This is a genomic window from Salinimicrobium catena (assembly GCF_900102915.1).
Taxonomy (GTDB): domain Bacteria; phylum Bacteroidota; class Bacteroidia; order Flavobacteriales; family Flavobacteriaceae; genus Salinimicrobium; species Salinimicrobium catena.
The window spans coordinates 64,311-84,721 of sequence record NZ_FNGG01000003.1 but is presented as its reverse complement, the minus strand read 5'-3'; the positions used below and the strand labels follow the sequence as shown (position 1 = coordinate 84,721).

Sequence of the window (20,411 nt, the reverse complement as noted above, 5' to 3'; positions counted from 1 at the left end):
GGGATTGAAAAACTGGATGGGGAGCTGATGTACTTCAATAGGTTATCTACTATTCTGTAGGGTCTCAAGGAGTTCCAGTGAAAAATTATCCTTGGCCTGGATATAACAAACTTTAGATTTCACCTTAGCACCTAACTTCTTCTTTTCAAATGAAGCGGTTAGACCAAAATCTATCCGTTCAAATTCAAGCTCTTTAGCTCGGAGGATAGTATGATAAAGAAGTTGCCTGTAGATACTAAAATCGTCAGTGCAGTCATAATCCATACCTACAAAGCTCGGAACATAAGTTTTGCCGGAATTTTTATAACAAAACATTACCCCGGCCAGATCACCACGCCTATCCTTGTCTTGTTTTAAACTTAGACAAATAAATTCCCAGTTAGGATGCCCATTCATTTCTGCGAATAATTTGGGTGGAAAAGGAAAGGTGTTGAGCCCGGGATTATTCTGCCTTACGTTCTCATATAGTTTTAGAAAATGAGTTAAATATTCTTCAGGAACTTTTTCTATCACCTCTACCACAACAAGTTCCTCATAAGGTTTAATATCTTTATAAAAATGCCTCCTGGATTTTTTGGATAGTACAGAAGAAAAATCTCCCCTACCCTCCCAGGAAAAATCTTCAAAAAAACAACAATCCGGCATATTAGCCTTCACAAAACCACGGTCATGGAAAAAGTTGTTAAGAGGGGTATCTGCATCAAAATCTCTCAAAACGATCATTGATGTCTCAGATTCCCACTCTTCCATTTTATCAACCAAAAGTCCGAGTGCCTTTTCTCTTTCGGGATGGTTCTCATTTAAATAAAGATGATCTCCTTCAGTAAACATAGATCCCAGACTCAGCACACGGGAGGTAAGATAATATTTACCTTGCTGCTGTCTCATTCCCTCAACTTTTAGAGAGGTAGACGCCTGGGCTAACAGATCATCCTTCCATAACGCTATAGTTATTGGAGCGGCCAAGATTATGGTGTCTTTCACATCCCGAATAACGGCATAAAGAAAGTTCCAGTTGTATTCATTCTGTTCGTGACCGCTAAAAACATTCTGAAGAAAAAGCTGTCCTTCCCAATCGAGCACCCCTTTCCCGCTGAACAGGCTGTTCCAGGTTTCTTTGGAAATCTTCTCAATGGAATCAAAAATCTCCAACTTCATACCTGGTGAAATTTCAATTTTAGTCATCTCAGTTTTAACCGGCATTCTGAAAGCTTTCCGCACTTTTGTCAGGTTAGTGGCTGTTTCCTCCAAAGCTTTAGGATGGTGGTATTCCATAGCCTCTACTAGAGCTTTTATATCACTTGCTTTATTGTGCCTTGAGATGGTAATTCTTACTCCTGTATTTTTAACAGGCACTGCTGGATAAATACCCAGGTTTACATAGAAACCTTCTTTTAATAAACGTTGCACGAAATTATACCCGGTAACAGGCATTCCGGTTCCGATGTAAAAAACAGGAGAGGTATTCTTATTGATCAGGGGAAGCTCAGTCTTATCCAAAAGTTTATTGAAGTATCCAATTCCTGCCTGTAACTCGGCCTGAAGGTTGTAAATTTCCGGTGACAGATGAATATTTGCTGAAGCTATTGCCGCCCCTACTGAAGCCGGCTCCAACTGGGCTGAAAAAGTAAGAGGTCCTCCGAAGGTCTTGATCTTTGAATAAAGTTTTTTATCAGTAGAAATGGCCACGGCACCACTCGCTCCAAAGGTCTTACTCAGGGTGCCAAAAAGAAGTACATTTTCAGGCAGATCCTTCAGTACACATTTAATATACCCCGTACCATTCTCTCCGTTCCAGCTCATCCCGTGAACGTCATCAAAATAAATGTGTAGCTGTGGATACTTCTTTGACAATTCCATAAGCTCTTCTACTGGAGCATAATCACCATACATCGAATACACCCCGTCGGCCATATACCAGACCTTTTGACACTTATTGGAAAGCTGTCTGATCTTATCCTCCAGCATCTCCAGATTGTTATGTCTTATCATTTCTACCGGAACACCTCTGGTCTTTAATAAACTGGTCGCATTCTGTACACTCCAATGAACCTGATGATCCAGGATCACCCCATCTTCATCACGAACGGCCGTGGGAATAACCGCTAAATGTCCCAGGGTGCTGTTTTTAGTAATAATTACTGGAGTGTCATACATAACCCCTACTCTCTCCTCTAAACTGGAGTAAAGGGGATGCGAAATATAACTTTTTGACAATGGGAATTGAGTGCCGTACTGCTCAATCGCTCGAATTGCCGCCTCCTTCAATCGCTGATCCTGTTCTAACCCTAAATAGCCAGTGGTACCAAAATGGAAATGAGATTTACCATTAATTTGAATGGTTCGACCGGAAAAATGGTCTCCTTCTGCGTGCAAATGCAAAACCCCTGCTTTCCTTGCACTGGTGAATACCTCATCAACAGTATCCAGAAAATTGTTTTGTCTGATTTTAGCCATTTGTACAGAGTTTTAAGTTCATACTATGAATCTAATTAATCCTGCTCAGCAAATCTCTTTATCCTCCCTTTGTACTGAAAACTGAATACCTTACAGGCAAGTAGTTATCCCTTTATGACAAAATTTCTCTTCTTGACAAGTCTTCTTTGATATTAAATACCTTTAGAACAAATCAAACTCCGTCATCTATAACTCAACCGAGTTATTTCATATTATTTTTATCTAAGAGGTTGAGTGAAAAAAGTGAAAATCAGTTTTTTACATAAAATTTCCCTAACTTCATTATCGGCTAAACAAGAGTATAATGAATAATTCCCTCTCCAATGACTTTGCTACCTTTTGGATAGATGATGGTATCCTGCATTTCATATATCACCCTGCTGTAGTTATTGATCTGGCCGCCGCCGAACAAGTTGTTATGGACAGGCTGAGATACCAGGGGGAAAAAGTATTGCCTGTCTTCTGCGATACTCGGGGTATAAAGGATACTGATAAGAGTGCCCGAGATTACCTGGCAAAAGAAGGCTCTATAATGACCTCCGCTGTTGCTTTTTTGGTTAACCCTCCTATATCTCAGGCTATCACGGATTTTTACATTCGCACCAATAAACCTATTACTCCTACAAAAATCTTTACTGAAAAATATGAAGCATTAAAATTTTTAAAGACTTATCGCAAGTAACAGGTCATGTATACCAAAACAGATAAAGAAAAAATTGAAAAGATCTGCCAGATGATCTTTGAAGTGGCCAGTGGAAACTTCTCCTATAGAATTGAACGCTCCCGACATGAAGACCAGCTGGAGACCGTCATTGTTCTTTTGAACATGATGGCAGAGGAAATACTAGAAAGCTTCCATCACTTCGCTCTTATTAATCCACATGAGACGTATAAGCAAATTGCCCAAATGACCTTTATTCTGGATGAGCAATTCTGCATACGTAACTTCAATGCCCCGGCTCAACAATTAACAGGAATGGAACCCTCTCAGTTATACGGAACGTCATTTGAAAATTTCCTGACCTCAGAATCAAAAGCTAATTGGTCAAAACAAATAGAAGAAATGAAAAACTCCGGGGAACAACCCTTTTTTCATACTCTGCGACTTTTCTTTTCTTCTAAAAATTCCCTCACCGTCCCCTCCCTCTGCTCCATCTCTTCCCTATTGCTTAAAAAAGATGGCCAAAAACTTTACTTCGTCACTGCCCTGCAAACCATTATTCAGTCTAAAGAGAAGGAAGAAAGAATTCAACTGGCCCTTCAAAATCTAAAACTTCAGGACAATAAGTCCCCTAAAAAGAAAAAGGCATTATTGCATAGGGAAGCCGATAAACGAAAGATTCAGGAAATTTATGACTATATTCTTAACAACCTGGAGAAACCACTACCATCTTTAAAAGAACTGGCGCATAAGCATGGTACTAACGAGTTCAAACTCAAGATTGGCTTCAGACAACTCTATAACACCACCGTTTTTCGCTTTCAAAAAGAACAGCGCCTGAAAAGAGCCCATAGTTTCATCATCAACAGTGACCTCCCTCTTGGAAGAATAGCAGACATCTGTGGCTTTCAAAGCTTTCCTCACTTTTCCAAGATCTTTAAGGCCCAGTATGGCTACAACCCCAGTGAGCTTCTAAAGAAGCGAAAAGAATGAACATACCTAAACCACAAGCCTTAATACGAGAATATTAAATTTTGCTTCAGACCTTTATCATGTAAAGAAAAGCATGATGAAGACTTTTAAAATTATCAATAGAAAAACCTCGCGGGAATTGTTCTCCTTTCTGCTAATCACTCTATGGATTTACGCAGCAGTAGAGAAATTAATTCAGCTGGAAACCTTTCGAATCCGCCTGAGTCAATTTCCGTTCATAAGCGAGTATGCAGAACTGCTTGCATGGCTGGTACCGGGTGTGGAAATTATGATTGCTCTTTTATTCTTCTTTCCACGCCTAAAGGATGAAGCCTATTTGGCCTCTTTCTCTCTTCTTCTGATTTTCACAGTTTATATTATTGCGGTCTTAAATCTTTCTGATTCAATTCCCTGCTCCTGCAATGGTGTTTTACCCTCCTTATCCTGGAAGGAGCATATCCTTTTTAACGGTGGTTTCCTTATTCTGGCATTAGCAGGTTTAGTCATGTCCCCTCAACAAAGAAAATATGATCAATAATTTTTGTTGCAACAAAAGCAGGGGAAGCCGAAAACCTGATTGAGAGTAGGCAATAATTCTAAATTTTTAATGTTATGAAAAATAGATTTTTAATTCCGGCACTGGCAATGTTTTTTGCCATAGGTATGTCCTTTGCGACAGAAAAGGCAGAAAGCGATCCGAATACGGATTATGTAAAAATCAATGGAACCTTTATGTCGTTGAACCAGGAGTATGATTGTGGACAGGATGAACTTCCTTGCCAGATCAGGCTGAGAAATGGCCAGGTTCATGACCTTTATGATGCTCCTTCATCTGGTAGTCAAAAGGAGGGTGATGGAATCATTATTGAACAGTAACAGTTAGTACTGAGACTATTAGAAAGACACACCGAATTAATCGGTGTGTCTTTGCTTTTGTTATTTATAGCTCATTCTCCTTCATTACAAATTCATATAGATTTTTATCCTGAAAAAACTTGTTTGCTAAACGACGTATGTCTTTAGGAGTAAGAGAAACAAGATATTCCTTCATTTCATCCGGACTAGCTAAAGCTTGACCATACTTGTAGTGATCAAAAAGCTGTTCATTTCTTTTTTGAATTGTTCCAGGTGAACCGTACAGCTTGTGCCTTTTTGATGCAACGTATCGCACGGCTTGATGCAGGTCTTCTTTAGAGACCAGATTTGATTTTAAGTCTTTGAAGATCTTATGAACCTCCTTGCGGACTGCAGAATACTGCTCAGGCATAAGATCCAGGTAAGAAGATATCTCATATCTGTTCATCTTTTTATTCAATTCCCCTAATACCAGCACATCATAAATTGCAAATCCATGTTTAAACCTCAGATCCCAACCTCTTATATTGGCAAGTTTACCCAAAACTTCAACCTCCATTTGATCCTTCCAATTATCGGACTTAGGTGCATCCTTGATATACTTCCACCCATACTTGACATTTTTGTGGTCAAAATGCGGAGGAGTGGGAACTACAAACATTTCAGGGCCTTTCGGTAAACTGGTCTCCGTTTTTGTGGTACACGTGGTAACTTTAGAAGTTCCTGAAGGTAGGTTTCCAAAATATTTTACCAGTGTTGGAGCAACTTCATCAATTTCAAAATCTCCACTTACAACAATTGTAAAGTCTGTAGCATCTCCGAAGAAATATTTAAAATACTTTCGAGCTTCATTGAGGTCGGTTTCTCCAATTCCTTCCGTTGTTTCCAAGCTCCCGAAAAGACTTTTTCTTCCTTTAAAATAATCTGTAATTGAGGGATCTCCTGTTTTTTCTTTTATAAAATGATAAAATTCAACAGCCTCTGAACTTGTAAAGGATTCCAACTTATCCTTTTTCCATTTCTGAAATTCCTTCTCACTTTCATTGGGAGAGGTAATATAGAGATAAAGCAGTTGAAGTAAATTCTCTAATTGATCTACCTCAACGAAGCCCTGGATTCCTGATTCATTATAGTCTACATAAAAAGAAAGTACCCCAGGATATAGGCCATTTTCTTGCATATGCTGTTCAACTTCATGCTTACTGAAGCCGTTAATTCCTGAATTCAGTATTATTTCAGGTGCAAAGATTGCAGAGTAATATTCTTCTTGCGGAATAGTACAAACGCCTTTCCCGGAGAACCCGTTGATCACAATCTTCCCTTTATCGTTTTCCGATCCCGGTTCTATAGATTGGGCTATTAGTTTTAAACCATTTTCTAAATCATACTCTTTTATATTTCGGGCTTTAAATTTTTCCTTGTAATGAACCTTTTTATTTAAATTTTTAACCTGCTCGGGCCGTAATAAAGTTTTTGATACTTCTGAATAAACAAACTCTTCAACCGGTTCTTTTTTCTGCTCTTCAATCCAGGACCTCACCTGATCTTCCTGAAGATTAAGCGCTTCACTTCCAGTGGGAGCAATAATCCCAATGTCATCTGGACCTGTGGATAAGAACCTTTCCAAATAGTCATTGAACTTCCTTAGACTTAAATTATCAATAAAATCCTTTTGCATCTGCTTTTTTTGAGCAGGCAGGGCTTCTCCTAATACGAAGTGGGAGAAAATCTGCTCTTTCCAATATCTCGGGTCTTCTCCCCTGTCTGAAAGGGCATTACGCGAATAACTTTGCTTTAACTGTTGGAATTCTTCTTCTGAAATTCCGTGCTTTTCAAGTTGGGCAAGACTTTTTTGTATTTCCTGAAAGGCCACCTTGTAAAGGTCGTTATCTGCTTCAGCTTCAATTAGGAGCCCGGCCAACATATCTTCTTCATAAAGAGAAGCGTTTTGGATACAAAAAAGACTACATCCCTTTGAGATATCTGCAAACCTTCTGACCAGAAGTTCAACCAACAAGTCTGTTAACATTAATTTTTTTAAGCCCTGGCTATTGGACCAATTATAGAATGTCTCTGGGTCTCGATAGAACAAGTGAAAATTTACTTTTTTGTTGGGAACCAGTTTAGATGGATCTGTTTTTCTTTCTATTGTAAAAAACTGCTGTGGCCTCTTAAAATACAATGAATCACAGTTTTTAGGCTTTTTGGGGTTTTTGGGATTGTTTAGGTCGCCAAAGGCTTTTATAATTAAAGTCTCCAGTTGATCAATATCGCGTATAGCCCCAATGACACTTACTGCCATTAAATCTGGCCGATAAAAATCTTCATAAAAGGCACGCACTGTCTGAGGATCCATTTTTGCCTGTTGACTTAGAAAATTGGTATGATCATGCGAACAGGGATAAATACTTGAAGTGAGCCTTGTATCAGCTTCAATCTTTTTCGGATCTTGTATTTTTAGCAGGTACTCCTGTCGTAGCTCACCCCTGACTACCTCAATATCCTCATCAGTGAACAGAAGTCCGTCAACAATGTCTTTAAAATAGATCAAACCTGTTTTGAGGGCTTTCTTATTATTGCCTGGCGCGTTAAAAAAATATTCTGTGTATTTTGATCCACTAAAGGCTTGTAGGTCATATATGGTCATTCCCACATCTTTAATTTCTTCACTTTGACCAATGCCTTCGGGGAAATTCTTAGTTGCCTTAAACGCTAAGTGTTCTACTGCATGAGATATATTTATCTCGTCCTTTTTTGAATGATTAGAACCAGCTTTTACGTAAAGATTCATTTGCAATTTTGACTGTTGTTCAGAAAGGGATTTTATGTAATAGGTGAATCCGTTCTTTAATTGTCCATATCTGATATTCTCATCCAGAGGAAGAGAATCTATAGTACCATTCCATTCGGTCTGAGCAGCGGTATTTAAACTTACTACCAGCAACAAAAAGGTCCATACTCTTTTAGCTCCTATGAATGTGGATTTATTGTTTGTTTTAGTATCCATCGTTCTGAATTAGATTAGGGTTTTTAATGAGTTCTGATTCAGGAATTGGGTAAAGTACATCTGTAGACTCCCATCCATTGGTATCTTCGAATATGGCTTCGGCCATTCCTGCACGCTTTAGATCAAGCCAACGATGTCCCCATTCCGTAAAGAGCTCCTTGTTTCGTTCTTCTATAATCAGAGTAACTAAATCGGTCTCTGAAATGTTCGGGTTGAACTCCGCTATAGGGTCCAGGCCGGCTCTCATTTTTATAACATCAAGATCAGAAATGGCTCCTGTCAAGTCGCCAGAGCGGGCTCTGGCCTCGGCGCGTATCAGATATTGTTCAGCTAATCGAAGGACCATAGAATACTCAGTGGCTTCGTCTGTACTGTTTTGAACCTTGTACTTGTAAGGAAAGAAAACTCCGAGTGCTTCGTTATAGCCAACCCAGTTGTTCAATCTATGGTCTTCATCATCAAATGATTGAATAAACTCATCATTTAGCTTCAGTGCGGCAAAAAAGTAGAAGAACGGATCAATAACAAAATTGCTCGCTTCCAACGTATTGGTAAGGCTTAATCCTCTTCCGTAAGGCGAAAGTTGCCAAATGGCTTCCTGACTGTTTTTCAGGAACACTTCATTCAAGTTCTGAAGAATCCGGTAATTACTGTCGGCAATGACCTGGCTACTATAGTTTTCCGCCTCAATCCAATTTTGGAGATATAACTGTACCCTTGCCATTAGAGCATGTGCAGCAGCTTTGGTTACCTGTGTACGTTCTCCTGAAGAATATTCTGAAGCCAACAAGTTTGAAGCATCTGTCAGATCCTCAACGATCTTCTCGTAAACCTCTTCTTTAGGTGTCCTGGAAATCATCGAGTTTTTCTGGTAATCTGTTGTGGTCACCAAAGGCACGTCTCCAAATAAATTGACTAAATAGAAGTAAGTAAATGCCCGTACAAATTTCGATTCTCCCTCCAGCCTTCCTACTACTCCATCTGAAAGTTGGTCAGAATTTCTCACTCCTTCGAGAAGAGAATTCGTGGAATAAATGATGTTATAGGCGCTGGACCACAGGTTAAGATTCTTACTGTTATCTGGCGAAATTTCATGTTCATTAAATTCAGAATCCTCATTACCTATATCATAAATTGTGGAAATATCATCTGCTGATAACCCGGCCAGAACAGTCACACTATTGGCTCCTCCACTGCTGAAGGGAACTGTTGCCAATTGATTATAAATGCCCCTCATAGCGCTTTGTGCCGTTTCATCATTTTCAAAAACTGCTTCGCTGATGATCTTTTGATCTGGCGTTTCCAGTTCCAGGTAATCTTCACATGAAATGAACAGGAGTCCCACAAGAATCACGGCGCACCTTATACTATTTATTAAATTTTTCATCTTTGCTTCTGTTTTAAAATTGTAACTGAAAGCCTGCATTGATTGAACTCAATGAGGAAAAATAGGTTCCGACCTTTGGAAACTCAGGATCCATACCTTCATACCCGGTAATGGTTATTAGGTTCTGTCCATTAAGGAAGATTTTGCCGTTTTTTAATCCGACTTGTGAAAGCATTAAAGAAGGCAGCTTATAGGCCAGGGATAGATTTTTAAGTCGCAGGTAAGAGGCGTCCACAACCGGGAAATTCGTATAAAGAACTCGATTATAAGCAGTCCGGGCCTGAGAGGATCTTGAAACTTTTTGAAACTGAGTGTTTTGGCTCAACGCATCATAGTCCTCTGTTCTTTGGTTCCCAAAAGCCCCGGCATTAAATAAATTTAAAGTACCTTCCTGTTTTGCGAAACTGACAAGAAACTGCAATGAGAATCCTCTATAGCTTAGGGTATTACTTAATCCTCCATAGAATTCCCTGTCAAAACTTTTTATTACAGTACGGTCCTCATAATTGTACCTGCCGTCTTCATTTACATCTGCTACTTTATAGAAACCCGTTTCAGGATCTAACCCTTCATACCGGTACAGAAGCTCTATGCTGAGAGGATGACCCACACGATACGTATTGGCATAAACCGAATTCTCTATGCCGGGATATTTGATCAATTCATTTTTGGGAACAGTAACGTTTAAAAATGTTTCCCAACTAAAGTTCTTCGTTTGAAGTGGTAAAAATGACAGTTCCGCTTCCAGTCCTGTATTTTCCACGGTTGCCGGAAGATTAGCCGTTATATTTGTAAAACCCGTTGTAGATGGCAGGGAAAAGCCTACCAGCTGATTAGATGAACGGTTTTGGTACCAGCTCATACCCAGCCCTATTCTATCCTGTAAAAACCCCAGATGAATGGCTGCCTCTAATTTTTTGTTGATCTCCCAGGAATAGTCAGAATTGGCAAGCTGTGTGGGATACAAACCTCCGGGTCCCGGGGTGGCTTCATAGGCATCGAGATAGCCGTAATCCCCTATCTGATCACTACCGGTGGTTCCATAACTGGCCCGTATTTTTCCGAACGACAGAAAAGATTCACTGTCCTTAAAAATATCTTCTTCGGTAAAGATCCAGGCGGCGCCTATGGCACCAAAATCAGCCCATTTTTTTCCGGAGCCAAAACGCGAGGAACCATCCCGTCTCCCGGTGAGATTCAGAAAATATTTTTCATCAAGGTCCACTCCCAATCTTCCAAAAATGGCTGCATAACGATATTCGGTATTGGAATCATCTGTAATGATTATATTTTCGGCAGCCCTGAGGTTTCCTATTAAAGATTCTGCGACATACCCTTCTCCTGTGATATTACTTATGGCATAATTACTCTGTTGGAGGGTCCCTCCTATCAAAGCGTCAAACCCTAACCTTTCTCCCTGAAAATTATAATGAAGCTGGGGTTCAATGATCCACGTCTCCCTGTCGTTTTCGATCTGATGGGAAGTATTCGTCACATTTTCCCAATCTGCCGGATTGTAAGATCGCTTTGGCATTTTAACCAGTTCTGTATTATGAAAATTGGTATAGCCAAAATTTGACTTAAGGTTAAGCCCGTCTACAAGATCATATGACAAGGCAAGATTAGAAATGAGGTTATTACTCTTCGTGCGACTTTCATTGAAGAAACCACCAAAGGGATTATCCATACCTGCATTACCCCATTCTTCCCAGTGAAGGCTTCCGTCCTCGTTAAATATTTTCGGTGCATTAGGAGGCAGATAAAAAGCCTCAACTGAAAGGCTGTTATCTCCAACCGAGGAAATATCGTCTCTTCCATAATTAACTGATAGCCCCATGAAGAGCTTGTCGTCTTTCGAGTAATGGTTGATGTTGAGAGATCCGGCGATTTTATTGTAATCCAGGTCTGCACGATAGATCGTCCCCACATTTTGGTACGAGCCTCCTAACCAAAATGTCGTGTTATCCATACTCTCTACTGCAGAGAGATTTATATTCTGCATTTCTGCGGTACCCCCAAATGCATAATCCTGCCAGTCTGTATATCTTTCCTGATCCCAAACTGTAAGGTCTGGCGCATTGGAAGCAGTGGGTTCCACACCGTCATTTTCAAAAGCCGTGCGCCTTAGTTGTAAATACTCTTCTGTATTGAGAAGGTCCATCCTGCGGGGCATCCAGGAAACTCCTGTAGAAGTGGAAACCTGCAGCCCCCTGTCTTTATATTTCCCCTGCTTTGTAGTGATCAAAACGTAGGCTGTTGCTTCCTATTGGAGTGGAATTTACGGGAACCCCGTCTATGATGTACAGAGGGTAATTTCCTTCGTCCCTGAGACTGTTCCTTCCCCTTATCCTTATGGTGGGAGCCATACCGGGTTGATCCCCTCCCGGGGTGACCTCTACCCCCGCCATTCTCCCCTGCAATGCCTGCAGCGGACTCACGACCGGCTGCATTTCTATCTCCTCTGCGGTTACCCTGGAAATGTTCCCTGTGCTTTCTCTCCTGGTGGTGTTGTAGTACCCGGCATTGATCTCAACTTCATCGAGAGCGGTTACATCTTCTATAAGAGTGACATTGATTTGACTTCTCCCCTTCACCGGCACCTCCTGCCTTTTGAAGCCCAGGTAGGAGAAGTTGAGGATATCATTAGATGCTGCATCTATATTGTAGGTACCACCAAGATTGGTGACGGTACCGTTATTGCTGTTCTTTATATTAACGGCTACCCCCGGAATGGGCAAGCCTTCTTGGTCAACTACTTTCCCGCTTATAGTTGTCTGGAAGTAGATTTCCTTTTCTGCACCATAGCCTTTCACGGTCATGGCATATAGAAAAAGAATAATGGTGATGAGCGCGATTATTACAAACCGGCTGTAGTTATTTTTCATAACTTTGTAATGGTTAAATGAAACTTAGTTTTATTTGATTTAGGCCTTCCAGCGTCCTTCGCCAAAAGTGACTGGAAGGCCATTTTAGTATGGAACCCGTTCCTGGAACAGGTGTAGGTGTGGCCAAAGCTGCCGTGGGGGTTGGCAGTTTTGACCAGAATGTTTTTTAGTACTGTTTCATTGGCATCACTGTTTTGGTTTTACCTTTAAAAGTCATCCCTTTTTAAAAGGGCAAAATTGTATCCCACCCACCCATCACCATTACAAGTTGTAGGTATTGCGTAATGGTTATCCCACGGGTACTTAACACTAACCATGCACCCTAAGCGCTTTGCCCTGTACAAGAGTAATGGCTAATTAACAGGCAAAGCAAAAGTTCTTCTAATTGTGAAACCTCTAAACTGGAAGCAGCTTTGAAGAAAGAAGAGTATCGGGGGGACGTCTTAATGAGGGGGATCAAAAAGGCGTGGATACTCAACTTATTGTATCAGAGGTACTGGTATACCTGTACACGAATAAGAGAGCCCACGCCCGGGTCGTGAGCATCCTAGCTTATCCTCTTGTGTACTAAAAAATTACCAGTTTTCTGATACAAGATTCAAAGCGAATGCTTCTAATATTTTACTTAAAGAAGAATCGCAAATATATTATCTGGGGCTAATATATAAAAATATTTGTCAATGGTACATGTACAGTTGTTAAAATTTAAAATAAACCTCCCCTTTGTAGAACCATTTGAGATAGAATGAGCGAAATAGAATTATATGTGATTAATGAAGTAAAGAAAAGGAGGCTGGAAAAAGGCATATCTCAATCCTCTCTGTCCTGTAAAATGGATATGAGCAACAGCTTTGTTTCACATGTAGAATCTTTAAAAAGGAGAGCAAAATACAATCTTAATCATCTCAATAAGCTTGCTGAAATCCTGGAATGCTCACCAAAGGATTTTTGGCCAGAAGAGCCTCTTTAGAGTTATAGATCTTTTTTGAAGTAACGATGCGGAAGCTCCCCTTCGGCAAATTTTCTTTTACCAACTACTTTGTTGTTCCAAAGATCATACTCAACTTCTACAAAATATTTATCCACAGCATATAAAGCAAACCGTTTATTCTTATTATATGATAATTCAAAAATTAACTTGTTATTACTTGTAAGTTAACATTACCCACTGTTGAAAGATAATGACTTGTTGTCCCTAACAGCGATAAAATACCTTCCGAAGCATCGGTTTTTGAAAGGGAAGGTTGTACTATGTAAATATGAAATTTGGCATCAAGGTTCCATTTAACTGCCGTTGAAAGTAATTCTAAATCCTCAACAGAACCTTTAATTAATCTGGAACATTCTTTCTCTTTTTCTTTCTTTTTCACTCTCTTCAATAGATGTGTAAATAACTCTTTTCCTTCTCGGTATTTCCAGTTCAAGGATTTTTGAGCCTGCCCACAAACCTGATAGAAATTATCAATATCATTACTCACTTTGCCACCCTTGGCATACTTTAAATGAAACAAGTGAATATCAATCTTAACTTCAGATCGATTAATACCTATAACATCAGCAATTTCCCCAGAACCATCATCATCGTATATTATTTCGAATTCGTCTTTAATTCTTTGAATAAAATTGAATTGGATCGAATCTTTAATATAAGGCTTGATTCCCATTGATTCTTTATTAAGGGACACGCCTTCCCAATTCCAACTTTCCAGACGATCTGGACTAAAACCTTCAACAGGATCCTTTGGCTTAAAATAATAATTAAGCTCTAACTGAGATCCATCAGCAAAAAAGATCACAGGTGGGTACTCATTAAAAAAATCAGCAATATTTTCTCTTTTATTTCCAGATGTCACTATAGCATCAATGGTTCCAACTCGATTAATTTTGCCAAAAGATTCTAAGCGTCCGTCTATTATCTTTGAGCCCAATACCAGCTCAAATTCAATTCTGTCAGTTTCAGAATTCCAAGAGAAACGTATTGGTTGATCTATAGGTGTATCAATAATGTTTAATTCAGAAGAAGAAAGATCGAAAAACTTTCCAAAACGTCCTATATTGAAAGAATACTTATGTTCCGGATATCTGTATAAGTGTGGATTCCAATCAACTGCAATGGGAAGGGTATTTTGGGGTCGAATATTAATTCTTTCTGGAAGGATAGTATTTTTTAAAAACACGTTAGGATTTATTGACTTATCTATAAGAACAGTTCCCAACTCTTGACACCAATCAATCAACTCTTTGAGATTACCTCTAAGATAGGCCCATACCTTTCCCTTTACCGAACAACCAATCGTTACTTGATCTCCTTCTTTAAATCCTGTACCAAATGCATTATTCTTTTTTAATGTTCCCTGCTCTAGTTGTTTAATTCCATCTTCAACATTTTTACCAAAGAAAGACTGAAAACTAATATCTTGACCAATACCTTTTCTACCACCAAAATTATACAGTTTTAGCCGTTTAACGTCATGAAAGACTCTGAAAACATCCATTCCCTGTATAATTGAATTTTGCTCATTAAATATTGCATCAATTAGTTTTTTGCTTTTGAAGGGATTTAAGGAAGTATGAACAAATGCTAAATTTCTATCGGTTCTGTTATCCCAATGAACAATAATTAAATCCCATTGAAAATTCTGGACGGTATCAAAGCTTCCCCAATCGGTATTAAACTTTTTGCCTAGAATGACAACTAATGTATTTTGATTACTGTTGATATCATTAAATTGGTACTCATAGGTATCCAAATTAGAAATTCCTTCCCTCCATTTACTTGGCTCCCACCTGTCAGTTGTTAACTTGTAAACTGTCGCACTTAATGCTGGCTTAATCGATTCAAAGGGAATAGTAGATTGCTGTAATCTCCTGAATCCATTCAAAAAAGATTGGAAATCTAATTCCTTTTTTGTGGCTCCTTCACTAATTTTCGGAAGTAGTACGTTCCAATCGCTACCTTTAGAATATAATTGATCAAGCTCTTGTTGAATCGGAGGATAAGCCAAATTCGTAATGAATGTAGCGTCACCGATCATTTTCCCGGAAGTCCTAGTAAACCTACCAATAAATTGCAGCATTATTGGAATGCTCTGCCTGTCATCATGGATTGCTGCTATTTTCAATTCTGGTAGATCAAAACCTTCTCCAAGCATGTCTACACACACAATGATTTTATTGTGCAAATTTTTAATGGAAGCTAATTTCTTTTTTAATGCAGGTATTCCATTGTAAACTAAAACTGGGTTTAGTTCGGAATGTTTTATATAGTGTTGAAATACTTCCTTCGCTCTATCCTTTGTCTTACAACGTGCCAGTAAAATATGATTAAGGCCTTTCTTTCGATCATCTTTTAGAACAGAAACTGCTTTCTCAGCAATTGCCATATCCGCGCTAATTAAATCATATTCTCTAACGGGTTTAAATTGTATATTTTTATAGTAGCCCTGTTCTTGTGCTTGTTTTAGTGAAAATTCATATATGAATTTTCCATCAAGCTTTTTCTGGTCGTTACGAAAAGGAGTAGCTGTGAATAAAAAAACCTTGTGAGGGTCAAACAGTCCTATAAAATTTCTCCAGGAACTAGCCTCTGAATGATGAGCCTCATCAATAAAATAATGAGAAATGGAATCGCTAATAATGGCTTTTTGATTTTGTTCAAGCCCTGAAAGTATATTTATAGTTGTAACAACAACATTGACTTGGTTAAGAAAATCGACTAGTTCTTTTTCTGTTTTAAATTTTGTAGTAATTATTCCCACGATCGGGTTTAAAGCTTTTTCCGATACTATGCCGAATTTCCTTAACAAGCCAAGGGTAGAAAATTTTTTTGCTAATTGCTCCCGCAAAGCATCTGAGGGAACAGAAATTAGTAATTTATTACATTGATTGGCTATCAATGTAGAAATCATAGTTTCAGTTTTGCCCGTTCCTGTAGGCAATACGACAATTGCTTTATCTCCTTTATTTTGCAGATGAGAAAGAATCGCATAAAGAGCACCCAATTGTGGTGGCCGAAGCCCATGAATATTCTTCTGCAAATCTTCTTTTATATAATTAAAATTTCCATCCCATGACTCCTTTATTTCGGTAGATGTATGAGCCTTAATTAAAGGATGTTTCAGCCATCGTCTAAAATTAAATTTAGATCCCAAAAAATCTTTATTAGTTGGTTTTTTAGAAGAAAGTAAAGCATAATCACATTCTTCTGGGACTTTAAAATCTGGATCGCTAGAAATTAGAATTCTGTCACCATTGGAATTAAGAATGAATGGTTCTTCACTCTCAAGCATGCAGTTCTCAAATTTTTCAGCACCTGTAAAGAACTGTTTAGCTAGATTTCCATCTTTGTTGTAATGGAAAAATTCAACGGTTGGAGTCTTGACATCTATCATCCGGGGTCATTTTAATTGTTTTCAATAATATCAATCTCCACCTCCGTCAAATCATAAAGCTCATAAACTAACTTATCGATTTCTGCTTCTAAAGAAAAGGTGTCGGCGGCGGAATTTTCTTTTTTTGATTCAAGAATTTGATCTACCAAGGATTCTATTTTGTTTTCCTGTTCTACAGTAGGAACCTTGACAGGAAGTAATTCAATCTTGTATTTTTTCCAACGGTTCGTCCCCATCCCTGTAGTCGTACCGATCAGGTTGAAATACCACTCAGAAACTTTAGAGTTTAGGATTGCCAACAGGAATTTTAGTTTTTCCCCTGTCATTAGAAAAGTAGTAGCTTCAGCGTAATAGCCAGAATCATCAAATGCAAATTTTGGGCGGTCCGATATTTCTCCCCAGATTATTTTAGGTTTATTAAAATCTTTCCAGTAAGAAATAGAATCTTGTGTTTCAAACCATTTGTTGCTCGTTTTCTTCCTACTTCCTTTCTTTCCACATTGTTCGAGCCTAAACTTACCCAGACTTAATAAATAATCTCGTACAGCAGGATAATCATCAATATCAATTTTTAATGCGGGAAAAGTACATATGGCCCATTTTCGTGAAAAATCATGCTTGTATTTCTGAACATCTCTCCCCCTCAGAATGGGTTTTATAATATTCGCACTTTCTGGATGTTCTTTAATTAATTCATCCTTCTTTTCTTCCTCAATAATAAATGCTTTATTATATCCTGTTTTAATTCCAAAATTGATTGTCAGGTCAAATTCCTTAAGAGGTTTTGAGTTAGTTTCAATTTTAAGTTTAAGTTCAGTTTCTTTTTGATTTCCAATAAACCAATCGGAAGTTTCTGGAATGACAAAATCAAAACTGTAGTTATTAAAAAATTCGGCTAAAGAAGAACCGATAGCATATTTCTCAGAAAGATTTACCACAGGAAAGGAACTTGTTTTTTTTCCTTTCTGAAGAGTAATAATATTTGACTCTACTGTGGCCTCATCAAATACCTGGATATCTTCAATATTTAAAAGGGCAATAGGATGAAGATTTTCTAAAAAATAATCCTTAAGTAAATTTCCATAGATTCCTCTTAACCATGAATTAGAGGTTATATAAGTAAGATGGCCCTGCGGTTTTAAAATTTCTCCTCCCCGCTCATAGAAAAGACAATATATGTCTGCACCTTTAGAAAAGGTAGTAAATCCTGCCTGTGAAAAATAATCCGACTGTTCCTTTATCTTTGACAAAGAAAAATAAGGCGGATTCCCAATCACCACATCAAAGCCCGCATAATCCCCATTGTCATCCAGGACTTCGGGGAATTCAAAGCGCCATTCAAAAGCGTCCTCAAAGACCTTGTTGTCCTTGATCTCCTGGATCTCGATTTCCAGCTTTTTGCTTTCTTTGGTGAGCTTCTCCAGCCTTTTGTTCCAGGCGGCTTTTTCTCTTTTTGACTGCTCAAAGAGCTGCGTCTGGTTGGCCATTAAAAAGATCTCCCCTTTTACCTTTTCCAGCCTCTTTACCTTCGGGTCATTGGTAGAGATCTCGCTCCTAAAATCGTTCTTGATGTCGTGGATGATCTTCTCCATTTCCCGCTTCTGCTCCTTGTTGTGCGCGTTGCGGTAGGTGTCAACAGCCACCCGGTAGCTGTCTATGTTCCACTTGCTGTCCTTAAGCGCCTTGCTCAGGTCGGCATCCAGGTCAAAACGGCTTATAAGGGAATTACCGCATTTGATATTGATGTCGATATTCGGCAGGGTCTCAAGTTCTGTCTCGTTCTTATAGTAGGCATGCTTCAGTAGTTCTATCCACAGCCGCAGGCGGCAGATCTTTACAGAGTTCGGGTTGATGTCCACTCCAAAAAGGCAATTCTCAATGATGTTCTGTTTCTCGTGGAAAAGCGCTTCCTGTACCCGCTGGCTTTCCTTTCCGGAGGGATTGTATTCAAAAAGCTCCCCGTCATCATCGGTCACGATCAATTCGTCATTGACCACTTCCACATGGTATTCCTTCAGCCTTCTTCCGTGACGATCCTGCAGAATATTGAGATCGTTCTTGATGGCGATCATCTCATTCAGGGCAGAGACCAGGAAATGTCCTGAGCCCACCGCTGGATCACAGATCTTCAAACTATTGATAAGCTCATTGGCCTCCTGCCGGTCTTCTATACGATCATAAAGTGTGTCAAGATCTTCACAGTTCCAGCCTTTGGCCTCATTGAACTTCTGCACCACGGCCTTCCTAATGGTCTCGCGGCACATGTACATGGTGATAAAGCCGGGCGTGAAGAAAGAGCCGTCCTTATAGCCGTTGATCTTTTCAAAGATAAGCCCAAGCACAGAGGCATTAATGAGGGTTTTGTTGTCTTCCTGAATGGTTTCGCCCCCCTCACTGCTAAAATCGTAGGCATTGAGGAATTCGAACAAATACTCCAGCGCATTGAGTTCGCCGCTGCGCTTTTTGCCTTTCTTATCCTTCAGCACGGTGGAACTGTAGATAGGCAACGTCTTATCGTCACGCAGGTTGCTGATGAACAGGGTGGCATGCTCAATATCTGTAGGCTCGAACAGGGAAGAGTTCAGGTAAGGCACCTTCTCAAAAAGGGCTTTTACATCTTCATTCCTGTCCCCGTGCTGCCTTGCCAGCACCTGGAAGAACAAAGAATTTAGGTCGTCGTAATTGTGGATCCTGTCAAGACTAAGGAACTCGTAAGATCTATCTCCTTTATGATAAGTGAGAAGCTGGGCTTCCAGCAACTTAAGAAAAAGGATCCTGTTGAGCCAGGTGATGCTCAACTCCAGGCCCACGGAAAAAAGACGGTCTTCTTGGGTTTCTCCAAAATGCGCAGGGTTGTCCAGCCGGCCAATCTTGTCCATGCTTTCAAGCTGGATGATCGCGTTCTCAAGGAACGAGCCGGTATTTCGTTGCCCCTCTTTTTGCCGCTCAATGATCTTTTTACCTCCCTGTTTGTTTTCGGTAAGGCCTATGATGTGCAGCAGCTCTCCGTAAAAACGTTTATCCAGGCTATTACTGTCATTTGAAAAGGGCAATTTCAGCAGGTGCTCGGGAGAAAGCAATTTGAACAGCGCAATGAGCTTATTGTCGTCTTTGGGATTATTGTTACGCAGCGGTTTTTCGTAGTTCCTGATATCAAAATGCGTAAACTCCACTTCCTGCTGCATTTCAGCAACAAAAGGTTCCGCGATTTCCTTATAGAAGAAGTCGGTCGTTTTCCCGGCCAGCCTACCGGCTTCAAAGTCTGTGAATTGGCTCACCAGTTTCTTGTTCTGCGCGAAAGCTTTTTCAAAGAAATTGGCGTCGAAAATGAACCACTCATTGATGTTTGTCGCCACCAGATATTTTATCTCCAGGTTCTTGTGCGTGATACGCTCCCTTAAATAATAAAGCACCAGTTCATGGAATGCCTTACAATTGATCTTGTCGCGACTGAGCATTTCTGCTCTGTTGGTGGGTTTCTTGGCTTCAATAATGACCCCGACGCTGCTTTTGGCTTTATCGCCATTATGGATCACCAGGTCTGTTCGCCCCTTTGTATTTATAAAATGGCTTGGGTGGTAATAGGTTCTCTTGAGAAAATCGGTTACCAGGTTCTTGTGGAACTCTTCAGATTCAATTTCATTGGTCCTGTCTAGTAACTCGATGAGATTTTGCTTAAAACTCTCTATCTGAGACCGGTTTGGTTTGACCTTAAGGTAAGCTTTATTTAAAGCTTTACGGGGTTTAAGTATATGAAGATTGCCGGTAATGAGGGGCTGGTCTGTATGCATTCAGA

General features: G+C 39.6%; 12 protein-coding genes. 5 read left to right on the top strand and 7 right to left on the bottom strand.

Going from position 1 to position 20,411, the window contains the following annotated elements; genetic code table 11:
* Window positions 1-42: 42 nt before the first annotated feature.
* Complete coding sequence (locus tag BLS64_RS08140; protein ID WP_093113033.1) at window positions 43-2,457, bottom strand: aminotransferase class I/II-fold pyridoxal phosphate-dependent enzyme; 2,415 nt, start codon at window positions 2,455-2,457, stop codon at window positions 43-45.
* A 304-nt stretch (window positions 2,458-2,761) separates the two neighbouring features.
* On the opposite strand from BLS64_RS08140, the gene BLS64_RS08135 reads away from it, so the two are divergent.
* The 4 genes from BLS64_RS08135 to BLS64_RS08120 all read left to right on the top strand — a co-directional run bounded on the left by BLS64_RS08135 (window position 2,762) and on the right by BLS64_RS08120 (window position 4,966).
* Window positions 2,762-3,139: a DUF7793 family protein gene (locus BLS64_RS08135; protein WP_093113032.1), complete on the top strand. Its 378-nt coding sequence runs from the start codon at window positions 2,762-2,764 to the stop codon at window positions 3,137-3,139.
* Between the two features lie 6 nt (window positions 3,140-3,145).
* The gene (locus tag BLS64_RS08130; RefSeq protein ID WP_093113031.1) at window positions 3,146-4,111 is read left to right on the top strand and encodes a helix-turn-helix domain-containing protein; all 966 of its coding nucleotides are present in this window, start codon (window positions 3,146-3,148) and stop codon (window positions 4,109-4,111) included.
* Window positions 4,112-4,184: 73 nt separating this feature from the next.
* The gene (locus BLS64_RS08125) at window positions 4,185-4,628 is read left to right on the top strand and encodes a MauE/DoxX family redox-associated membrane protein (RefSeq protein WP_093113030.1); all 444 of its coding nucleotides are present in this window, start codon (window positions 4,185-4,187) and stop codon (window positions 4,626-4,628) included.
* Between the two features lie 74 nt (window positions 4,629-4,702).
* Entirely contained in the window at window positions 4,703-4,966 is a 264-nt protein-coding gene (locus BLS64_RS08120; RefSeq protein WP_093113029.1) for a DUF6520 family protein, read from the top strand.
* Between the two features lie 64 nt (window positions 4,967-5,030).
* Here BLS64_RS08120 and BLS64_RS08115 read toward each other — a convergent pair whose 3' ends face one another.
* Genes BLS64_RS08115 through BLS64_RS15330 form a run of 4 tightly spaced genes read right to left on the bottom strand, consistent with a single transcriptional unit; the run spans window position 5,031 to window position 12,224 of the window.
* Window positions 5,031-7,952: a M16 family metallopeptidase gene (locus BLS64_RS08115; protein WP_093113028.1), complete on the bottom strand. Its 2,922-nt coding sequence runs from the start codon at window positions 7,950-7,952 to the stop codon at window positions 5,031-5,033.
* Window positions 7,942-9,339: a RagB/SusD family nutrient uptake outer membrane protein gene (locus BLS64_RS08110; RefSeq protein ID WP_093113273.1), complete on the bottom strand. Its 1,398-nt coding sequence runs from the start codon at window positions 9,337-9,339 to the stop codon at window positions 7,942-7,944. The genes BLS64_RS08115 and BLS64_RS08110 overlap by 11 nt, the downstream gene beginning before the upstream one ends.
* A gap of 13 nt (window positions 9,340-9,352) precedes the next feature.
* Window positions 9,353-11,584: a SusC/RagA family TonB-linked outer membrane protein gene (locus BLS64_RS08105; RefSeq protein ID WP_245693398.1), complete on the bottom strand. Its 2,232-nt coding sequence runs from the start codon at window positions 11,582-11,584 to the stop codon at window positions 9,353-9,355.
* Entirely contained in the window at window positions 11,556-12,224 is a 669-nt protein-coding gene (locus BLS64_RS15330) for a carboxypeptidase-like regulatory domain-containing protein (RefSeq protein WP_245693397.1), read from the bottom strand. Before BLS64_RS15330 ends, BLS64_RS08105 begins: the two co-directional genes overlap by 29 nt.
* Before the next feature lie 745 nt (window positions 12,225-12,969).
* Here BLS64_RS15330 and BLS64_RS08100 point away from each other — a divergent pair.
* Entirely contained in the window at window positions 12,970-13,194 is a 225-nt protein-coding gene (locus tag BLS64_RS08100; RefSeq protein ID WP_093113027.1) for a helix-turn-helix domain-containing protein, read from the top strand.
* Window positions 13,195-13,357: 163 nt separating this feature from the next.
* On the opposite strand, the gene BLS64_RS08095 is transcribed toward BLS64_RS08100, so the two are convergent.
* Complete coding sequence (locus BLS64_RS08095) at window positions 13,358-16,615, bottom strand: DEAD/DEAH box helicase (RefSeq protein WP_093113026.1); 3,258 nt, start codon at window positions 16,613-16,615, stop codon at window positions 13,358-13,360.
* Between the two features lie 11 nt (window positions 16,616-16,626).
* A complete protein-coding gene (locus BLS64_RS08090) occupies window positions 16,627-20,406 on the bottom strand; it encodes a class I SAM-dependent DNA methyltransferase (protein ID WP_176763450.1) in 3,780 nt (1,259 codons plus the stop codon).
* Window positions 20,407-20,411 lie beyond the last annotated feature (5 nt).